At 68.8% G+C, this 18,256-nt stretch carries 16 protein-coding genes; 11 read left to right on the plus strand and 5 right to left on the minus strand.

The features are described 5' to 3' along the window. Positions 1–88: 88 nt before the first annotated feature. The 3 genes from HWD99_RS00920 to HWD99_RS00930 are packed head-to-tail and all read left to right on the plus strand — an operon-like array spanning position 89 to position 3,002. Entirely contained in the window at positions 89–1,219 is a 1,131-nt protein-coding gene (locus HWD99_RS00920) for a Gfo/Idh/MocA family protein (protein ID WP_241794361.1), read from the plus strand. After that, positions 1,216–1,944: a cupin domain-containing protein gene (locus HWD99_RS00925; protein ID WP_241794362.1), complete on the plus strand. Its 729-nt coding sequence runs from the start codon at positions 1,216–1,218 to the stop codon at positions 1,942–1,944. Before HWD99_RS00920 ends, HWD99_RS00925 begins: the two co-directional genes overlap by 4 nt. Next, positions 1,941–3,002: a Gfo/Idh/MocA family protein gene (locus tag HWD99_RS00930; RefSeq protein ID WP_241794363.1), complete on the plus strand. Its 1,062-nt coding sequence runs from the start codon at positions 1,941–1,943 to the stop codon at positions 3,000–3,002. Before HWD99_RS00925 ends, HWD99_RS00930 begins: the two co-directional genes overlap by 4 nt. A 140-nt stretch (positions 3,003–3,142) precedes the next feature. Here HWD99_RS00930 and HWD99_RS00935 read toward each other — a convergent pair whose 3' ends face one another. The 3 genes from HWD99_RS00935 to xylA all read right to left on the minus strand — a co-directional run bounded on the left by HWD99_RS00935 (position 3,143) and on the right by xylA (position 6,071). Next, positions 3,143–3,451, minus strand: a complete 309-nt coding sequence (locus HWD99_RS00935) for a YciI family protein (RefSeq protein WP_241794364.1) — start codon at positions 3,449–3,451, stop codon at positions 3,143–3,145. A gap of 140 nt (positions 3,452–3,591) precedes the next feature. Continuing rightward, complete coding sequence (xylB, locus tag HWD99_RS00940) at positions 3,592–4,878, minus strand: xylulokinase (RefSeq protein ID WP_241794365.1); 1,287 nt, start codon at positions 4,876–4,878, stop codon at positions 3,592–3,594. Between the two features lie 5 nt (positions 4,879–4,883). Next, positions 4,884–6,071 (minus strand): xylose isomerase, encoded by a 1,188-nt coding sequence (gene xylA, locus HWD99_RS00945; RefSeq protein WP_241794366.1) that lies wholly within the window; start codon positions 6,069–6,071, stop codon positions 4,884–4,886. A gap of 86 nt (positions 6,072–6,157) precedes the next feature. Between xylA and HWD99_RS00950 the strand changes: the two genes are divergently transcribed. From HWD99_RS00950 to HWD99_RS00965, 4 genes are all read left to right on the plus strand, one after another. Continuing rightward, complete coding sequence (locus tag HWD99_RS00950) at positions 6,158–7,345, plus strand: ROK family transcriptional regulator (RefSeq protein WP_241794367.1); 1,188 nt, start codon at positions 6,158–6,160, stop codon at positions 7,343–7,345. Positions 7,346–7,416: 71 nt separating this feature from the next. Beyond that, positions 7,417–8,280 carry an AraC family transcriptional regulator gene (locus HWD99_RS00955; RefSeq protein WP_241794368.1) on the plus strand — a complete coding sequence of 288 codons (864 nt, stop codon included), beginning with the start codon at positions 7,417–7,419 and terminating at the stop codon, positions 8,278–8,280. A 111-nt stretch (positions 8,281–8,391) separates the two neighbouring features. Then, positions 8,392–9,024, plus strand: a complete 633-nt coding sequence (locus HWD99_RS00960) for a GyrI-like domain-containing protein (RefSeq protein WP_241794369.1) — start codon at positions 8,392–8,394, stop codon at positions 9,022–9,024. 65 nt (positions 9,025–9,089) lie between these two features. Then, positions 9,090–9,887 (plus strand): DUF1206 domain-containing protein, encoded by a 798-nt coding sequence (locus tag HWD99_RS00965; protein WP_241794370.1) that lies wholly within the window; start codon positions 9,090–9,092, stop codon positions 9,885–9,887. A gap of 9 nt (positions 9,888–9,896) precedes the next feature. On the opposite strand, the gene HWD99_RS00970 is transcribed toward HWD99_RS00965, so the two are convergent. Next, the gene (locus tag HWD99_RS00970) at positions 9,897–10,544 is read right to left on the minus strand and encodes a LysE family translocator (RefSeq protein WP_241794371.1); all 648 of its coding nucleotides are present in this window, start codon (positions 10,542–10,544) and stop codon (positions 9,897–9,899) included. Between the two features lie 229 nt (positions 10,545–10,773). Between HWD99_RS00970 and HWD99_RS00975 the strand changes: the two genes are divergently transcribed. The 4 genes from HWD99_RS00975 (at position 10,774) to HWD99_RS00990 (ending at position 16,639) form a co-directional block, all read left to right on the plus strand. Continuing rightward, positions 10,774–13,374, plus strand: coding sequence for a prealbumin-like fold domain-containing protein (locus HWD99_RS00975; protein WP_241794372.1), 2,601 nt, complete (start codon positions 10,774–10,776; stop codon positions 13,372–13,374). A gap of 73 nt (positions 13,375–13,447) precedes the next feature. Beyond that, entirely contained in the window at positions 13,448–14,929 is a 1,482-nt protein-coding gene (locus HWD99_RS00980) for a SpaH/EbpB family LPXTG-anchored major pilin (RefSeq protein WP_241794373.1), read from the plus strand. A 139-nt stretch (positions 14,930–15,068) separates the two neighbouring features. Then, positions 15,069–16,010: a class C sortase gene (locus HWD99_RS00985; protein ID WP_241794374.1), complete on the plus strand. Its 942-nt coding sequence runs from the start codon at positions 15,069–15,071 to the stop codon at positions 16,008–16,010. After that, entirely contained in the window at positions 16,007–16,639 is a 633-nt protein-coding gene (locus tag HWD99_RS00990) for a hypothetical protein (protein ID WP_241794375.1), read from the plus strand. The genes HWD99_RS00985 and HWD99_RS00990 overlap by 4 nt, the downstream gene beginning before the upstream one ends. Here the strand turns inward: HWD99_RS00990 and HWD99_RS00995 are convergent, their stop codons facing one another. Beyond that, on the minus strand, positions 16,640–18,226 hold the full coding sequence (locus HWD99_RS00995; RefSeq protein WP_241794376.1) for a CdaR family transcriptional regulator: 1,587 nt from the start codon (positions 18,224–18,226) through the stop codon (positions 16,640–16,642). Positions 18,227–18,256 lie beyond the last annotated feature (30 nt).

The raw sequence follows: 18,256 nt of genomic DNA on the forward strand, positions 1-18,256 counted from the left end.
CTCGGGGGTTGACGGGACGGGTGTGCCTCTCGATAGTATCTACTACGTCTTAGTAATACGTAGTAACGCTCAAGGAGGAGTACGCGACATGCTCAGGATCGGGATCATCGGCACCGGCGGCATCGCCGATGCGCACATCGAGGGATATCTCGCATTCCCGGCGGAATGCGAGATCACGGCCCTGGCCGATGTGGTGCCCGGCAAGGCGGCGCAGAAGGCCGATGCGTTCGCGCTCGCCGGTGTCGCGGCCTTCGACGACCCGCTGGCGATGATCTCGTCGGGGCTGGTCGATCTCGTGAGCATCGCGACCCCGCCGTCGACGCACGCCGCTCTCGCGATCGCCGCACTTGACGCGGGGGTGCACGCGCTGGTGGAGAAGCCCATGGCGCCGTCGCTCGAGGAGTGCGATGCGATGCTCGCGGCGCAGGAGCGCTCCGGCAGGGTCCTGTCCGTCGTCGCCCAGAATCGCTTCCGCGATGACCTGGCGACGCTCAAAGAGGTCGTCGACTCCGGGCTGCTCGGGTCGATCTCGCACGTCCGGGTCGATTCCGCGTGGTGGCGAGGGCTGCCCTACTACGACCTCTGGTGGCGAGGAACGTGGGAGAAGGAGGGCGGCGGCTGCACTCTGAATCACGCCATCCACCACATCGATCTGCTGCTGTGGCTGCTCGGCAGTCCCACCGAGATCACCGCCATGCTCGCCAACGCGCAGCACGACAACGCCGAGGTCGAGGACCTCTCGGTCGCGGTGTTCCGCTACGACCGCGGGCTCGCCCAGCTGACCAGCTCGGTCGTGCACCACGGCCAGGAGCAGGCGATCGTGATCCAGGGTGCGAACGCGCGGGTGTCCCAGCCGTTCTCCGTCGTCGCCGAGCGCACCCGTCCCGACGGCTTCCCGGAAGAGGGCGGTGCCCCCGACGTCGTCGCGCGCATCCACGAGCTGGTCGCCTCGCGCACGCCGCTCGCGCACCTCGGGCATGAGGGCCAGATCGGCGATCTGCTGAACGCGATCCGCGACGGCCGCCCGCCGATCGCGGGAGGACAGGACGGGCGGAACGCCGTCGAGGTGGTCACCGCCATCTACAAAGCGGGCTTCGAGCGTCAGTTCGTGTCTCTGCCGATCGCGGCATCCGACCCCTACTACCGCGCCGGCCAGCTGGTCGCGAACGCGCCGCATTTCTTCGAGAAGACGGCGTCGCTGGTCGAGGCGGCATCGTGACCGCCTCCTCCTTCCCCGGCGGAACCTCGCTGTCACACCTCGACGTCTACACGGATGCCGCTCCCGACGGCGTCTGCGGAGGCAGTCCGCACATGCACCTCGTGTCGACCGAGGCATACATCGTGATCTCCGGAGACGGCGCCCTCCAGACGATCGACGGCGACGGCTACCGCGAGACCCCGTTGTCGGCGGGGTCGGTCGTCTGGTTCACGCCAGGCACGATCCATCGGGCCGTGAACCGCGGCGACCTCCGCGTGGTCGTGCTGATGAGCAACGCCGGGCTGCCCGAGGCGGGGGATGCCGTGATGACCTTCCCCGCCGAGGTCGTGGCCGATGCCGATGCCTACGCCGCCGCCGCCACGCTGGGCGACGACGCCGGTCGTGCCGCCCGTGCCGCCCGACGCCGCGACCTCGCCGTGACCGGGTTCGAGACGCTGCGCGATGCGGTCGTCGCCGGCGACCCCACCGCGCTCGACGCCTTCCGCACGGCGGCCGGTGCGCTCGTGCGCGACCGGGCGCAGGCCTGGGGCGACCTGGTGCGTGAGCGTCCGCTCGCTCAGGCCCGGCAGTCGCTCGCGCTCGCCGACGCCGTGGCATCCGGCTCGGTGTCGCACCTCGCGGATGCCCGCCTCCACCAGGCCGTACCCTCGGTGGGGGACCGCGGTTTCGGCATGTGCGGACGCCTGCGTACCTACGACGTGACCGACGAGGAGAACGACCGATGACCCGCACCTACACCTTCGATCCGCTTCCGCGGCCCGTCGTCGGCCCTGGCGAGTTCGTGTTCGCGGCCGTGGGCCTCGACCACGGGCACATCCACGGGATGGTCGAGCAGCTCGTGCACGCCGGCGCGACACTGTCGCTCGTCTTCGACCCCGACCCGGCGAAGGTCGCCGACATCCTCGAGCGCTTCCCGCAGGCGCGGACGGCGGCGAGCGAGCAGGAAGTGCTCGACGATCCCGAGGTGCAGCTCGTCGCAAGCGCGTCGATCGCGAATCAGCGGGCATCTCTCGGAGTGCGCGTACTCGATGCGGGCAAGGACTTCTTCGCCGACAAGCCGGCGATCACCACGATGGACGATCTCGCCGCCGCGCGCGAGGCCGTCGCCCGCACCGGTCGCAGGTTCGCCGTCTACTACGGCGAGCGGGTGCACTCCGAGGCGGCGATCCTCGCGGGGCAGCTGATCGACCAGGGCGCGATCGGCACGGTGCTGCAGGTGGCCTCGTTCGGGCCGCACCGCATCGGCTCTGGGCGACCCGACTGGTTCTACGACCCCGAGCAGTACGGCGGCATCATCTGCGACATCGGCAGCCACAACTTCGAGCAGATGCTCTATTACACCGGTGCGACCGCCGGGGAGGTCGTCAGCTCGACGGTCGCGAACTACGCGCACCGCGAGACTCCGGGGCTGCAGGACTTCGGCGACGCCCACGTCGTGCTCGACAACGGCACGACCGGCTACGTGCGCGTGGACTGGTTCACCCCGGCAGGGCTCGACGTCTTCGGAGACGGGCGCACCGTGCTGCTCGGCACCGACGGGTACATCGAGCTGCGCAAGTACACCGATATCACCACCGACAACGGCGGCGGACAGGTGCTGCTCGTCAACCAGGACGGCCAGTTCCGCTTCGACGCGACCGGTAAGACGGGATTCCCGTTCTTCGGCCAGCTGATCCGCGACTGCCTCGATCGCACCGAGCACGCGATGACGCAGGCGCATGCCTTCGCGGCGGCAGAGCTGAGCATCATCGCGCAGCGGGATGCCAGGGTGCTCGCCGGCTGACGGCTTCCGCATCCGGCATCCGTCCCCTGCTGCGACGGAGGCCTCTCGTAATGAAGGAGGTCTCTCGCAACGAAGGACCGGACGCGTGTTCACGTCCTTCGCAGCGCGAGATCTCCTTCGGAGCGTGGGGCAGAGAAGGATCAGAGGGGTGTCGGGCGGAAGATCCTCATGGGCCTGACGGTCACGTCGCGCCACACGTCGCCCGTGACGTACGGCTCCGCGTCGTACCAGGTGCGGAAGGCGGTCTCGTTTGCGAAGGCGACGTGCATCGACGATCCGATCATCCGACCCTCCTCATCGAGGATCGCGCCACCGCTCAGGAGTTCGCCTCGGTCGGCGAGGCGCTGGGCTCCGACGAGATGCGCGTCCCTGACCGCGAGACGGCGGTTCAGAGCATCCGCATCTGTTCCGTCCCAGGCGATCACGAGGTATTCGACGGGAGTGTTCATGCATCCAGCCTAGAACGGCCCTGGCCTGGAACAGCCTTGGCGTCAGTGCCTCGCGCGGAGGACGGCGCGTAGGGAGGACGGAGCGGTGAACACGTCCTCCCCTCGGACAGACCTCTGTCCGCGGGGCGTGCTCTCCAGAGTCAGACGACGAGCGACGCCGCCTGCCGGGCGGCGCCGAGTGCGACGTACTCACCGGGCTCGGGCACCTCGACCGGAAGGCCGAGGACGTCGGGCGCGATACCGCGCACCGCTTCCGACTGCGCGCCGCCGCCGATGAGCAGGGCACGCTCGAGCGGGATGCCGAGGTCGCGCAGCGCGTCGAGGCCTGCGCCGAGTCCGCGCAGCATGCCCTCGACCGCCGCGCGAGCGAGGTTCGCTCGAGTCGTGGATGCGAGCGTCATTCCCGTGAGGGATGCCGTGGCATCCGGCAGATTCGGCGTGCGCTCGCCCTCGAAATAGGGGACGAGCGTGAGGCCGGATGCGCCGGAGGCCGCGCTCAGTGCGAGATCGCTGAACTCGTCATGCGTCACTCCGAGCAGCGCAGCGGTCACGTCCACCACACGCGCTGCATTCAGCGTCGCGACCAGGGGCAGGAAGTTGCCCGAGGCGTCGGCGAAGCCCGCCACGGTGCCGCTCGCATCGCTGATCGGCGTCGTGCTGATCGCACAGACCGTGCCCGAGGTGCCGATCGATACGACGACGTCACCGGGAGCCGCACCCAGCCCGAGTGCTGCCGCCGCGTTGTCGCCAGCACCCGCGCCGACACGTCGGCCGTCGGCATCCGTCACGAACTCGTCGTGAGCGAGCACGCGAGGCAGAATCGCATCGTGACCGAGGGCCGCGACCAGCAGCTCGCGATCGTACTCTCCGGTCGCAGGACTCCAGTACCCGGTGCCCGAGGCATCCGAGCGATCGGTCACCAGTTCGTCGAGAACCGGGTTCTCGGGGCCGAAGCCGCGCAGCCTCCAGGTCAGCCAGTCGTGCGGCAGCGCGACCGCAGCCACGCGCGCAGCGTTCTCAGGCTCGTGATCGCGCAGCCAGCGCAGCTTCGTGATCGTGAAGGATGCGACCGGCACGAGCCCGGTGCGCGCGGCCAGAGCGGATGCTCCGAACTCGCCGATCAGATGTTTCGCCGCGCCGGCGGAGCGGGTGTCGTTCCACAGCAGCGCATCGCGGATGACGTTTCCGTCCGCGTCGAGCGCGACCATGCCGTGCTGCTGTCCGCCGATCGACCACGCGGCGATGTCGTCGAGCGACCCCGCCTCCGCGATCGCGGCGTCGAGAGCGCGCCACCAGGCCTCGGGGTCGACGGACGTCCCGTCAGGGTGCGACGCGCGCCCGGTGCGGATGACCGCCCCGGTCGACGTGTCGACGACCACGGCCTTGCAGGACTGGGTCGACGAATCGACCCCGAGAACCAGCGGCATGACGATCAGCGAGCGCCGAGCAGGTGCTCGGTCGCGAGCTGCTGCAGGCGGACGAAGCCGAATCCCTTGCCGCCGAAGTACGAGTTCGCGTCGAAGTCCTCGTAGGCCGAGCGGTCGGCGAGGAAGTCGTCGTACGATTCGCCCGGGTTGAGGGTCGGCGTCGAGAGCTCGTCGACACGGGCGGCGGCGAGAGCCTCCTGCACCTCGGGGTCGGCACGGAACGCGGCCGCGCGCTCCTTGAGCAGCAGGTACGTGCGCATGTTCGCGGCGGCCGAGTCCCAGACGCCGGTCTCGTCCTCGGTGCGGCTGGGCTTGTAGTCGAAGTGGCGGGGGCCGTCGTAGGCGGGCACGCCCCCGGGGCCGCCGTTCTCGAGCAGGTCGACGAGCGAGAACGCGTTGTGCAGGTCGCCGTGACCGAACACCAGGTCCTGGTCGTACTTGATGCCGCGCTGACCGTTGAGGTCGATGTGGAAGAGCTTGCCGTGGAACAGCGCCTGGGCGATGCCGGCCGTGAAGTTGAGCCCGGCCATCTGCTCGTGACCGACCTCGGGGTTCACGCCGACCAGTTCGGGACGCTCGAGCGAGTCGATGAAGGCGATCGCGTGGCCGAGGGTCGGCAGCAGGATGTCGCCGCGGGGCTCGTTCGGCTTCGGCTCGATCGCGAAGCGGATGTCGTAGCCCTTGTCGGTGACATAGTCGCCCAGCAGGTTGACAGCCTCGCGGTAGCGCTCCAGCGCCTGACGGACGTCCTTGGCGGAGTCATACTCGGCGCCCTCGCGGCCGCCCCACATGACGAACGTCTGGGCGCCGAGCTCCGCGCCCAGGTCGAGCTGGCGGAAGACCTTGCGCAGCGCGTAGCGGCGCACGGCGCGGTCGTTCGAGGTGAAGCCGCCGTCCTTGAAGACCGGGGCGCTGAACAGGTTGGTCGTCACCATGGGCACGATGAGGCCGGTGTCGGCGAGGGCGCCCTTGAGGCGGTCGATCTGCGTCTGGCGCTCGGCGGCGGTCGAGCCGAAGGCGAACAGGTCGTCGTCGTGGAACGTGAGGCCGTAGGCGCCGAGCTCGGCGAGCTTCTCGACGGCGTGCACGACGTCGAGCGCGGGGCGGGTGGGGCCACCGAAGGGGTCGGCTCCGTTGTAGCCGACGGTCCAGAGGCCGAAGGAGAACTTGTCGTCGCGGGTGGGGGTGGGCATGGCTGCTCCTGTGCAGGTCATCGGATAAGTTGTGATTGACAACATATCTCATGACACGGGGTGCGTCCACCCCCTACAGTGAAGGGATGCCGACACCGCCGAGCCCCGCGCTGGGCACCCGTCCGCACAACCTCGCCCGCATCCTCCGGCTCGTGCACGAGAACGGCGCGCAGTCCAGGGCGGCGCTGACCGAGCAGACGGGTCTGAACCGATCGACCATCGCCGACCTCGTCGCCGAGCTGGTGAGACGGGGGCTCGTCGACGAGCGGGTGCCCGACGTCCCCGGTCGCGTCGGACGTCCGTCACCCGTCGTCACGGCGTCGGCTCGGGTCGTCGCCATCGCGGTGAACCCCGAGGTCGATGCGATCGAGATCGCCGCCGTGGGCCTCGACCGCAGCATCCTCGTGCGCGAGCGGCTGCCGAACGAGAGCCTCCCCACACCGGATGCCGTGGCCGAGGTGATCGCGACGCGCATCGCCGCCTGGCGGGAGGGGCCGCTCGCGGCCGTCCGCATCGAGGCGGTCGGCATCGCCGTGCCGGGTCTCGTGCGCTCCTCCGACGGCGTCGTGCGCAACGCTCCGCATCTCGGATGGATCGACGTGCCGCTCGCCCGACGGGTGCAGTCGGCCACCGGGATCCCGACCGTCGTCGACAACGACGCCACGCTCGGGGCCATCGCGGAGCATCGCTTCGGCGCCGGTCGGGGCATCGACGACATCGTGTATCTCAACGGCGGTGCCTCGGGCATCGGCGGCGGTCTCATCATCCACGGCGCACCCGTCGCCGGGGCCGGGGGATACGCCGGAGAGTTCGGACAGAACCGGCCGCGCATCTCCGCCGACGACGACCGCCGCACCGCCGACGGCGTGCTCGAGTCGGAGGTCAGCCGCGCGCTGCTGCTCGCGGCCGTCGGGTTGGAGACTGCCGACGACGAGACGCTCGACGACGAGCTGTCGACGACCGATTCGCCGTCCGTCGCCGACGAGGTCACCAGGCAGGCGCATGTGCTCGCGAGCGCGCTGGCGAACGCCGTCAACGTGCTGAACCCCGCTCTCGTCGTCCTCGGCGGCTTCCTCGCCACCATCGCCGATCTGCGCGCGCCGCAGATCGAGGCCGACGTGCGCGCGCTGGCGATGACCGAGAGCGCAGAGGGACTGGAGATCCGCCCCGCGGCGCTGGGCGCGGACAGACTGCTCATCGGGGCGGCGGAGCTGGCCTTCGCCGCGGTGCTCGCAGACCCCGGGGGAGCGGAAGCGCAGGCCGACGCCACCTGACCGGATCCGACCGGAGAAGTCGGGTGGCGGTGCCACCGTCGAGCGCACGATGGTGAGGAAAGGAGGGCCCCATGATCGGAATGCTCAACGCACTGGTCGATCTCGTCGAGAGCGAGCCCGGCGGCGATCTCGACATCGGTGCGTTCGCCCGCGAACACGGCACCACGGAGTATCACCTCCGACGGATGTTCTCGGCCCTGGCGGGTATGCCGCTGTCGGAATACGTGCGTCGTCGTCGGATGACGCTCGCCGCTGCGGAACTCGCCGCGGGTTCCCCGAGCGTGCTCGACATCGCGGTGCGCCACGGCTACGGCTCGGCGGAGGCGTTCGGCCGAGCCTTCCGCGGCGTGCACGGGATCAGCCCGGCGCACGCGCGCCGAGACGGGGGCCCTCTCCGCACACAACCCACGCTCCGGTTCCGCCTGAGCATCGAAGGGAGCACCCCGATGGATGTCACCATCACCACCACCCCCGAGCTCGTCCTCATCGGTCACGCGACGCGCGTGCCGCTGATCCACGAAGGGGTCAATCCGCACATCCAGGCGCACATCGCGGCGATTGAGCCCGAGGAGCACCTCCGGCTCAAGGCCATGAGCGATGCGGAACCCGGAGGAATCCTCGCCGTCACCGGAGACATCGCTCCTGACGCCGACGAGGGCACCGAGCTGACGTATCTGCACGGCGTCTCGGTGCGCCAGGGGACGGCTGTTCCCGACGGCCTCGACTCGCTGCGGGTCGAGGCGGGCGCATGGGCGGTGTTCGCCGCATCCGGGCCGTTCCCCGAGACCCTGCAGAGCCTCTGGGCGGCGACGGCGACCGACTGGTTCCCGTCGAACCCGTGGCGCCTGCGCCCGGGCCCCTCGATCGTGCGATACCTCGAGTTCACCGGCACGCATGCCTCGTGCGAGCTCTGGCTCGCGGTCGAACCGGCGTGAGGCGTCTCGGGTGGGCAGCGCGGGCACTGCCGCACCGCCCACCCGATGTCCACCGCCCGTGCGACACTGTGACGACCGTCGGATGCCGATGCCGGCGTGAGAGGACCCGCGATGGCGATCGACCCCAAGAAGTCACTCGACGCCTACCGGGCGAAGCACGGTGAGTTCCGCATCCTCGAGGTGCCCCCGATGCAGTACCTGATGGTCGACGGCGCGGGTGACCCGAACAGTGCGCTGGCGTATCAGGATGCGGTGTCCGCGCTCTTCCCCCTCGCCTACACGCTCAAGTTCGCGAGCAGGGAGAAGCTCGGGATCGACACGGTCGTGATGCCTCTCGAGGGGCAGTGGCACGCACCCGACATGGAGTCGTTCACATCGCGACGCGACAAGTCGGCATGGCGGTGGACTCTCATGATCATGGTGCCGGAGCACGTCACCGACGAGATGTTCGACCACGCGGTCGACACGGTCGAGGCGAAGCTCGCGAAGAAGAAGCAGGCTTCTCCCGCGCTGCGGTCCGTGCGGCTCGAGACCCTCGACGAAGGGCTGTGCGTGCAGACTCTGCACGTCGGCTCGTATGACGACGAGGCCCCGGTGCTCGACGAGCTGCACCACCGATTCATCCCCGAGAACGGTCTGGGTATGACGGGGCTTCACCATGAGATCTATCTCAGCGATGTGCGCCGGGTCGAGCCCGCGAAGCTCCGCACCATCCTGCGTCAACCGGTGGAACGCATCGGCTGACGAGTGCCGAGCCCGTTCGGCGGAATCCCTCTGACGATCGTGGCGTCGGGCGATATCCTGCTCGGATGACCTCAGCGAAGGATGCCGCGCGCTCGGCGCAGCGATCCGATGCATTCCGACGCGTGGCGCGGGCGGGTTTCGTCGTGGTCGGCCTCGTGCACATCATCATCGGGGTGATCGCCGTCTCCATCGCCACCGGCGGCGGCGGCGATGCCGACCAGGACGGCGCGATGGAGCAGATCCGCTCGACGCCCGTCGGTGGGCTGGTTCTCGGGCTGGTCGCGGTCGCGCTGGTCGCTCTGGCCGTGTGGCAGATCGCCAGCGGTCTCCTCGCCGGCGGCAAGGAGCCCCGCAAGTGGGGGATGAGGATCAAGCTGATCGGCATCGCGGGCGCCTACCTCGTGATCGCCGGCCTGGCGCTGATCTTCGCCTTCGGAGGGCACGTCGAGTCCGAGACGACGCTGCGCGCTCTCAGCGCCGTGATCCTCGGCGCGCCGGGCGGAATCGTGGTGCTCATCGTCCTCGGCCTGACCGTGGCGGGTGTGGGCGTCGGGTTCATCGTCATCGGGTTCACGAGGGGCTTCGAGAAGACGATGGATGTTCCGGAGGGACCCTCGCGGCCCGGGATCATCGCCCTCGGCGTCGCGGGCTACACCGCCAAGGGCATCGCGATCACGGTGACCGGCTTGTTGTTCGTCGTGGCGGCGTGGACGCAGGACCCTGAGAAGGCTGCGGGCCTGGATGGGGCCCTGCGGAGTCTGGTCGACCTGCCCCAGGGCCGCGCGATCCTCTGGCTCGTCGGGGTGGGACTCGCGATCTACGGCCTCTTCTCGATGGTCCGCGCGCGCTTCGCCCGGATGTGACGCCGGGCCTCAGCCGTTCGCGGGCTTCTCGCTCCACAGCAGTAGGAACGCGCCGAGGCCGATCATGAGCCCACCTCCGGTCGCCCCCATGGCCTCGATGCGACGGGGAGATCGACCGAACCACTCGCGGGCGCCGCTCGCGAGCAGCACCCAGATCGCATCGCACGCGACACCGATCGCCACGACGATCGCGCCGAGCACGAACAGCTGCATCGGCACCGACCCCGCGTGCAGGTCGACGAACTGCGGGAGGATCGCCAGGAAGAAGGCGATCGACTTGGGGTTGGTGATCCCGACCACGAGACCCTCTCCCAGCAAACGCATGCCCGATCGCCTCTCCACAGGCCCGGTCACCGTGGCTGAGGCGGCCTTGCGGTGTCTGATCGCCTGGACGCCGAGGAACACCAGGTAGCCGGCGCCGAGCACTTTCACGATCGTGAACAGCACGATCGACTGGGCAACCATCGTGCCCACGCCCAGTGCCACGGCCACGACGAGCACGATCGATCCGAGCGCCGTGCCCAGGATGCTGAGGAATCCGCCGAGTCGCCCCAGAGCCATCGCTCTGCCGATCGTGAACAGCACCGTCGGTCCGGGGATGACGACCATGACGAATGCGGCCACGACGAAGGTCGCGAGAGTCTCGGCGCTGAACATGGTGCGAGCTTAGAGCAGCCCTCGGAGACCGATCGAAGAGTCTCCTTCTCGGGCCCGTCATAAAAAGTCCGCATCGAGGTCTGGATATGTGACGGGCAGCTTCTGCCTCGTGCGGGTGGGGAATCACCCGTCGGCTCACCGCACGCGGAGATCGCACAGAGATCGGATCTCCGCACTCGTCTGAGACTGCGATCGCGTCCGGGGGCGCAACAAGATGATGGGGATACACATGAGCCTGCGTGCAAGCCGTAAGCGTCTGCGCTCGGCCAGACTGGCGGGCCTTGCCGCCGTGGTCGGCGTGCTGCTGGCCGGAGGAGTCGTCACGCCCTCGACTCTCACCGCGTCTGCCGTGCCGGGCACGCCAGGAGCCCCCCAGTCGCCGACGCTGGTCTGGTCCGAAGGCTTCGAGAACGGCACCACCAATACGCCGTCGACCTTGACGGCGTATTCGGGCGCAGCAGGGCAGACCTACACAGCGGATGCGTTCTGGCGGAACTACCAGAACTGCAATGGCGTCATCACCAACTACAACGCGAATCTGCCGATAGTCGATCTCGTCCCCAACTTTCCCGCGGGACTGTGCAGCAACAGCGACGCCCCGCAGTCGCAGGTCAACGTGCGACGGATGGCCGATGTTCTCGGCCAGGTCAACGCGGGTGTCGCCGGGGGAACCACGGCGAGTCCTGCCAACGGCTCCACGGCGGCAACGCGGAGCAACCATGCCATGACGGCGTGGACAACCTCCGTCGACGGCGTGGCGAACGAGGTCGTCTTCCGAACCGTGAATCCGCTCGCCCTTGCGCCGGCGACGAGTCGCTATTACACGACGTCCGTCGACGTGGTGGAAGCGTCATGTGCATTCCTCGGGGGCATCAACAATTCGAAACTCAGCTTCTACCTCGTCATCGGCGGAGTGGAGACTCGAGTCAACCAAGCAGACATCAGAGCGTGTACCTCGCCTCTCGCTCGAGCCTTCACCTCACCCGTCGTCCCCAACTCGCTCCGGACCAACGCCACAGCGTGGGGCAGCGGCGGTCCGTCGGTGCAAGCAGGCAGGTTCTTCTCGGACAACGCGCTGCTTCTGACTCCGGCCCAGGTGTCCAACCTCGGCGTGGTGATGCGGAACGCCACAGGGGTTGCGCGAGGAAACGACTTCTCGTTCGACAACATCCGCCTGTACGACGCGACGCCGCAGGTCGACAAGGCCTTCAGCCCGACACTCATCCGCAATGGTGGAACCAGCACGATGACGCTGACCGTCACCAACACCTCGGACCTCGCCGCAAAGTCGGACTGGTTCATCACCGACGCGTTGCCGACGAACCTGAAGATCGCCGCCGTGCCGAACGTCGGCGGCACCTGCGTCCAGCGCGCCGGCGCCCCCTACGCGGTGGTGGCGCCCGCCGGCGGAACCACGGTGTCCGTCACCGGCGGTGATCTGGCGGTGAACGAGGCATCGTGCACCATCACGGTCGACGTCACGTCGACGGTCAACGGCACGTACGTCAACGGCCCCGCCAATGTCACGACGAACCTGAACCCGCCCGCCAACGCATCGCTCGAGGTCATCCAGCCCTCGATCGACATCGTCAAGAGCATCACCGCCGTGAACGGCGTCGCCGTGACCAGCGATACCGACCCGGACAAGGCGTACAGCAAGGTCGGCGACGTCATCACCTACTCCTTCGTGGCGACGAACACGACCCCCAAGGCGGCGACCAACACGACGCTCAACACGAATCTCACCAATGTGCGCATCACCGAGGACTCGTTCTCCGGGGCCGGCGACATGACCACTCTGTCGTGCATCCCGCCCCAGGGGTCCACGCTCGCCAGCGGGGCGAAGATGACCTGCTCGGCCACGTACGTGGTGCAGCAGGCCGACCTCGACAACGCCCCGCTGACGAACGTCGCACGCGCCAGCGGAACCCCGGCTGCGGGGCCGAACGTCACCGACACCGACGACGAGGTCATCCCGGCCACCTGGAACCCGGCACTCGTGATCGACAAGACGGCCTCGGTCGTCGACGTCGACCAGGACGGCGTGACCGGACTCGGCGACCACCTCCTGTACGCGTTCGACGTCACCAACACCGGAAACGTCACAGCCGCGAACATCGCTGTGGTCGACGACCGCCTGACGCAGCGCAGCATCACCGTCACCTGCACGCCCACGACGATCGCGCCGACCCAGGTCGCGCACTGCGTCGCGAATGCGCCGTATGTCATCGGCCAGGCAGATGTCGACGCGAAGGAGGTCATCAACACGGCCTACTCCACGGGAACCGATCCCAAGGGTGGCCCTGTGCGCTCGAACGACGACAGCATCGAGACGCCGATCGAGCCGTTCCGGATCTCGTTGAAGATCGAGAAGGTCGGCGAATCGGGCGCGAACACCTGGGTGCGCATGGACGGATCCTCGTTCGCCGTGCTCGCCGATGTGAACGGCGAGCCGGGTGCGGCTCTGCCCTTCACGATCAACGGCATCGAGACCGGTCTGTTCGAGATCGGCAGCATCCCGGCCGGCACCTATTGGCTGAGCGAACTCGAGGCGCCTGATGGCTTCAGCCTGCTGGCCGCCCCGGTGAAGTTCATCATCAACCCCGATCGCACCGTGAGCGTCACCGCGGGCGGCGACGAGGCGGTGACCGCCACCGGGCAGATCATCACGGTGCGCGACGAGCCGGCGCTGACCCTTCCGATCACCGGGGGGACGGGAGCCATGCCCTACATCCTGGCCGGTTCCCTGACCGTGCTCGGCGCGGGTGGGCTGGCCCTCTGGGTCCGCCGACGCAACGCACGCGCCGACACCCACGACTCGCAGATCTGATCGGCGCACCACCAAACCACCACCACATGCAATCCCCCCCAGGGCGACCTGGATACCTAGAGAGAGACCCCCAGTGAACACTCCCATCATCGGACGCGGATCCCGCGTCGCGGCCGGCCTGCTCGTCGCAGGCGTCGCCGCGCTGACCCTCGCAGCGCCCGCAAGCGCCGCGACGCCCAACCTCGTCGACCCGGATGCCGTCGGATCGCTGACGATCCACAAGTTCGAGGCCCCCGAGACGCCGACCGGCCTGCCGAACGACGGCACCGAGCAGAACGTCGCACTGGCACCGCTGCCGGGCGTGGGCTTCACGGTCTACAAGGTCGACGCCATCGACCTCACGACGAACCAGGGCTGGGTCGACGCGAGCGATCTGGCCGATCTCGCACCCGACAGCGTCGCCGACATCACCGCGGCCGGATACACCGCTGCCGCGGTCGGCGGACAGAGCCTCACCGACGCGAACGGCGAGGTCACCCTCGCGGGCCTCGACCTCGGTGTGTACTTCGTCGTGGAGACCGCACCGCTTGCAGGCTCGACCGGCGTGGCCCCGTTCCTCGTGACGGTCCCGCTCACCGATCCGGCGAACGACGACAACTGGCTGTACGACGTGCACGTCTACCCGAAGAACGCGCTGACCGAGGCCACCAAGACGGTCGAGGACTCGGAGGATGTCAAGGTCGGCGACGAGATCGACTTCACGATCACGACCGACATCCCCAACGTCGCGGTCATCGACGGCTACAAGGTCGTCGACACCCTCGACACCAAGCTCGACTACGTCGATGCCGCCGTCACCCTGGTCGACGGGACGGCGCTCGCCGCGAGCGACTACACGGTCGTCCATGACGCAGCCACCAACACGGTCACGGTCGAGTTCACCGCCTCAGGTCTCGCGGTCCTCGCCGCTCACCCTGCCACGCAGGTCCAGGTCGTGCTCACCGCTGCGGTGAACGCGGTCGGCGAGATCAGCAACACCGCGGTGCTGTACCCGAACGCCGGTTCTTACACGGTCGAGCCGGGCGAGCCCGGTGGGCCCGTGGTCACTCCCGAGGTCATCACCAAGTGGGGCGACATCACGATCGAGAAGACCGACAAGGCCGGCGCACCGCTGACCGGTGCGGTGTTCTCGGTCTACCCGACTCAGCAGGACGCGCTCGACGGCACCAACGCCATCACGCTCGGCGGGGCGACCGAGTTCGCGGTCGGCGCCGACGGCACCGCGACCCTCTCGGGCCTGCGCTACTCCGACTGGGCCGACAACGCGACCGTCGCTCCGGGCGAAGACGGCTACCAGACCTACTGGCTCGCCGAGGTCGTCGCTCCTGACGGCTACGAGCTGCTCGCGGCTCCGATCGAGTTCACCATCACGGCTGCCACCACGGCCGCCGGGGTCGATCTCGAGGTCGTCAACGTCCCGTCCAACGCCGGCTTCAAGCTGCCGCTGACCGGTGGTGCAGGAACGACCCTGTTCCTCGCCGGCGGCGTGCTGCTCCTCGCCGGAGCGGTCCTGCTCGCCATCCGCAACCGCCGCAAGGCCAGCGCCGAGGCGTAAGCGAGAACCGGCCGTGCGGGGGAGGTGTCGAGGTCCCTTCCCCCGCACGGCCCATCGCTGTCTGAAGTCCATCGCGCACGCCTCCACCGCGCGCACCGCCGAGACCCGTGCGCCGCGCCCCTCCGAGCAGAGAGCCGTCATGACCGTCACCCACCCGCCCGCGCCCAATGCTCCTTCGCGGTCACGACCCCGCATCCGGCGCACCTCGTGGGGGTGGAGCCAGACGATCATCGTGCTGATCGCGACGATCGGGATCGGCGTGCTCGTCTATCCGACCGCCGCATCGTGGTTCTCCGCCTGGAGTCATGACACCGATGTCGACGGCTACGTCTCCGCGGTCGAGCAGATCCCCGACGGCGAGGTCGTCGAGATGCGTGATCGAGCAGAGGCCTACAACCAGAACCTGCCGACCGGGCCGCTGCGCGATCCCTACGCACTGGGATCCGACGGTCAGCAGACGGCCATCGGCGAGGGCGCCGACGCGTACTTCAACACCCTCGTCACCGAGGGCGCCGAGGCGATGTCGCGCGTGCGCATCCCTGCGATCCACGTCGATCTCCCGATCTTCCACGGCACCGACGAAGACGTCCTCGCCCGGGGCATCGGCCATCTCTACGGGTCCTCGCTGCCGGTCGGCGGCCCGGGCACGCACGCGGTGCTCACCGGGCACAACGGCTTCGTCCAGGCCACGCTGTTCGACGACATCGACGACCTCGTCGAGGGCGACCTCATCGTCATCACGACCCTCGGCGAAGACCTGTACTACGAGGTCGATCAGACCGAGATCGTGGTCCCGGACGACACCGACTCTCTGAGGCAGGTGCCGGGGCGGGACTACATCACTCTGGTGACCTGCACGCCGACGGGTGTCAACACGCACCGACTCCTCGTGCGCGCCGAACGGGTCGATGCGCCCGCTGACGACGCTTCCGTCATGACGATCGACGACTCCACGGATCCGGCAGGGCTCCCGTGGTGGGCGCTGCTCGTGATCGGCGTGCCCGCCCTCACCGCCATCGTGGTGATGCCGCGCCGACATGCCCGTCGCCGGTCGAGCGCCGACGAGCCGAGCATGCCGTGACCACCGAGCTGCTGCCGGCGCGCGATGAAGAATACGCGCCTGGCGCGCCGGGGCCGCCCCGCGGGCGGACCCCCGAGGCCACCGCCCTCGTGCGGCCCCGGGGGCGTGGTCGCAGCGGGCTCCTGCTCGCCAGCATCGCGCTCGTCGGTCTCGGACTGAGCTTCCTGGTCGCCTCCACGGCGGCTCCGGATGCCGTCGACCGGGTCACAGGCGAGATCAAGGTCTCCGTGCAGAAGCAGCTGCAGCAGATCTTCGCGCCGGCCGCCCTTCCCGAGCTCCGCCTCGGGGCGGAGGGAGGACTCGTGCAGCTCGACGAATGCGACGGCACCTTCACCGAGATGGTCAGCTACCGGATCGACGGTGTACCCCCGCTCTTCGCCGCGCACAACAACTGCGGCGGAGACATCATCCTCGGCTGGGAGCTCGGGCAGCGCGTGACGGTCGAGGGGTCCGACATCGTCTACGAGGTCGTCGAAGAGCGCCACACGCCGAAGTGGTCGGACATCGAGGCGCTCGTCGGCATGTCCGGCGAGTTCATGGTGCAGACCTGCTACTACGGCGAGAATCGCATGCGCTTCCTCGCGCTCGCTCAGGTCGACCGCAGCCCCGCGCGGACTGACTCAGGGTGATCAGCGCGGAGCCGCCGAGAGACGCAGCCAGAGCCACAGCCGGGTGTCGGGCGAATCCAGGTCGACGCCGAGCTCCGTGCGGATGACGTCGAGCCGATAGCGCACGGTGTTCTGGTGCACGTGCAGTGCCATCGCCGTCTCGCGCACGCTGCCGAGGAGGTCGAGGTAGGTGCGCACGGTGCGGATCAGATCGGTGCCCTGCGCCGCATCGTGCTCCGTGATGATGCTCGCGGCGTCGCCGACCGTGGAATCCAGGCCGTCGATGAGGTCGGTGACCTGGAGGACTGCCAGGCGATCGCGCATCTCGTCGAACGTGGCGATGCGGGCCGGGCGGGTGCGTTCGAGACCGTGGGGTGCGCCCAAGAGCATGCTCACAGCGGCGCTGGCCTCCCGATACGACCGCGCGATGCCGGCCATGTCGTGCGCCCGGCTCCCGATCCCCGCGATCAGGGAGGTGTCGGTGCGGATCACCGACTGAGCGAACGTGCGGATCCGTGCCGTGGGGGAGCCGGGTACCAGCGTCACGGCCTGGGAGCCGATGACGGCGGTATGCGAACCGGGGAACGCCGCGCTCGAGACACTGATCGCCAGGTGCTGGAGGCGGTGGATGCCGCGCACGGCTTCGACGTCGTCGAACGTGTCCACCCGGAAGCACACGAGGGTGCAGCCCGCTTCGGGACGGATGAGCAGCTGTGCGGCGGCGCTGCGGGCATGACGCTCGTCTTCGAGCAGTGTGCGCAGCAATGCGGAGTTGCGGTGATCGCGCTCTGCCGCGTTCTCGCGTGCCCGGAGGAGGTGCTGAGCGGCGATCGGCTCCGCCTCCTCCAGCAGTTTCTGCGTGCGCGGCGCGAGCTCCGGGTCCACCTGGATCACCCAGATCGATCCCAGCAGTTCACCGGCGGCGCGCACCGCGACTCCGACGCGGCCGAACTGATCGGTGTCCGAGGGGAAATGGCGAGACGTCGGGGCGCGAAGGAGGGCGTGATAGTCGGGATCGTGCGAGACGGGCACCTCTTCCTGCAGCATCAGGGTGCTGCGTCGGCGGATGTCGTCGATCGGCTGATCGCTGTGCGTCGAGTACCCGACGACCTGCCCCGAGGCGTCGACGACGCTCACCGCGCCCTCGGCGAGGGTCGCCAGCGCGTTGGCGAGTCCGAAGACGTCGCCCAGCCGCACGCCGGTCATGTGGCCGACGGAGTGCGCGCTCAGCAGGGATCGGAGCACCGCGGCGAGCTGCGCCCAGTCGGCGTCGTGATGCCCCAGAACGGGCGTGCGCAGACCGGCGTCCCGGATCGAGGGAACGCCGTCGTCGTTCGCGTTGCGACGGACGACGATCGCTGCGACGCCGACCTCGTCGACCGCGACGGCCAACGCAGCGGCGTCGGCAGGGGAGACACCTGATGCGAGCACGATGCGATCCCGGTAGTCGGTCACGGGGGTGGCGGGGTCGTAGAACATCACCCCCGTATAGGTCCTCGAATGCGCGGTCGAATCCGCGGTGAGAGGCGAGAGCATGCCGTCGGCGACAGTCAGGGCATCGTGCAATGTCGGCATACCGAAATCCTGCGGGTCAGGTCGTGAGGTCATGGACAGTCCTCCATCTAGAGTCGTCAACTG

Origin of the sequence: Microbacterium sp. C5A9, from assembly GCF_022627955.1 — a bacterium.
Taxonomy (GTDB): domain Bacteria; phylum Actinomycetota; class Actinomycetes; order Actinomycetales; family Microbacteriaceae; genus Microbacterium.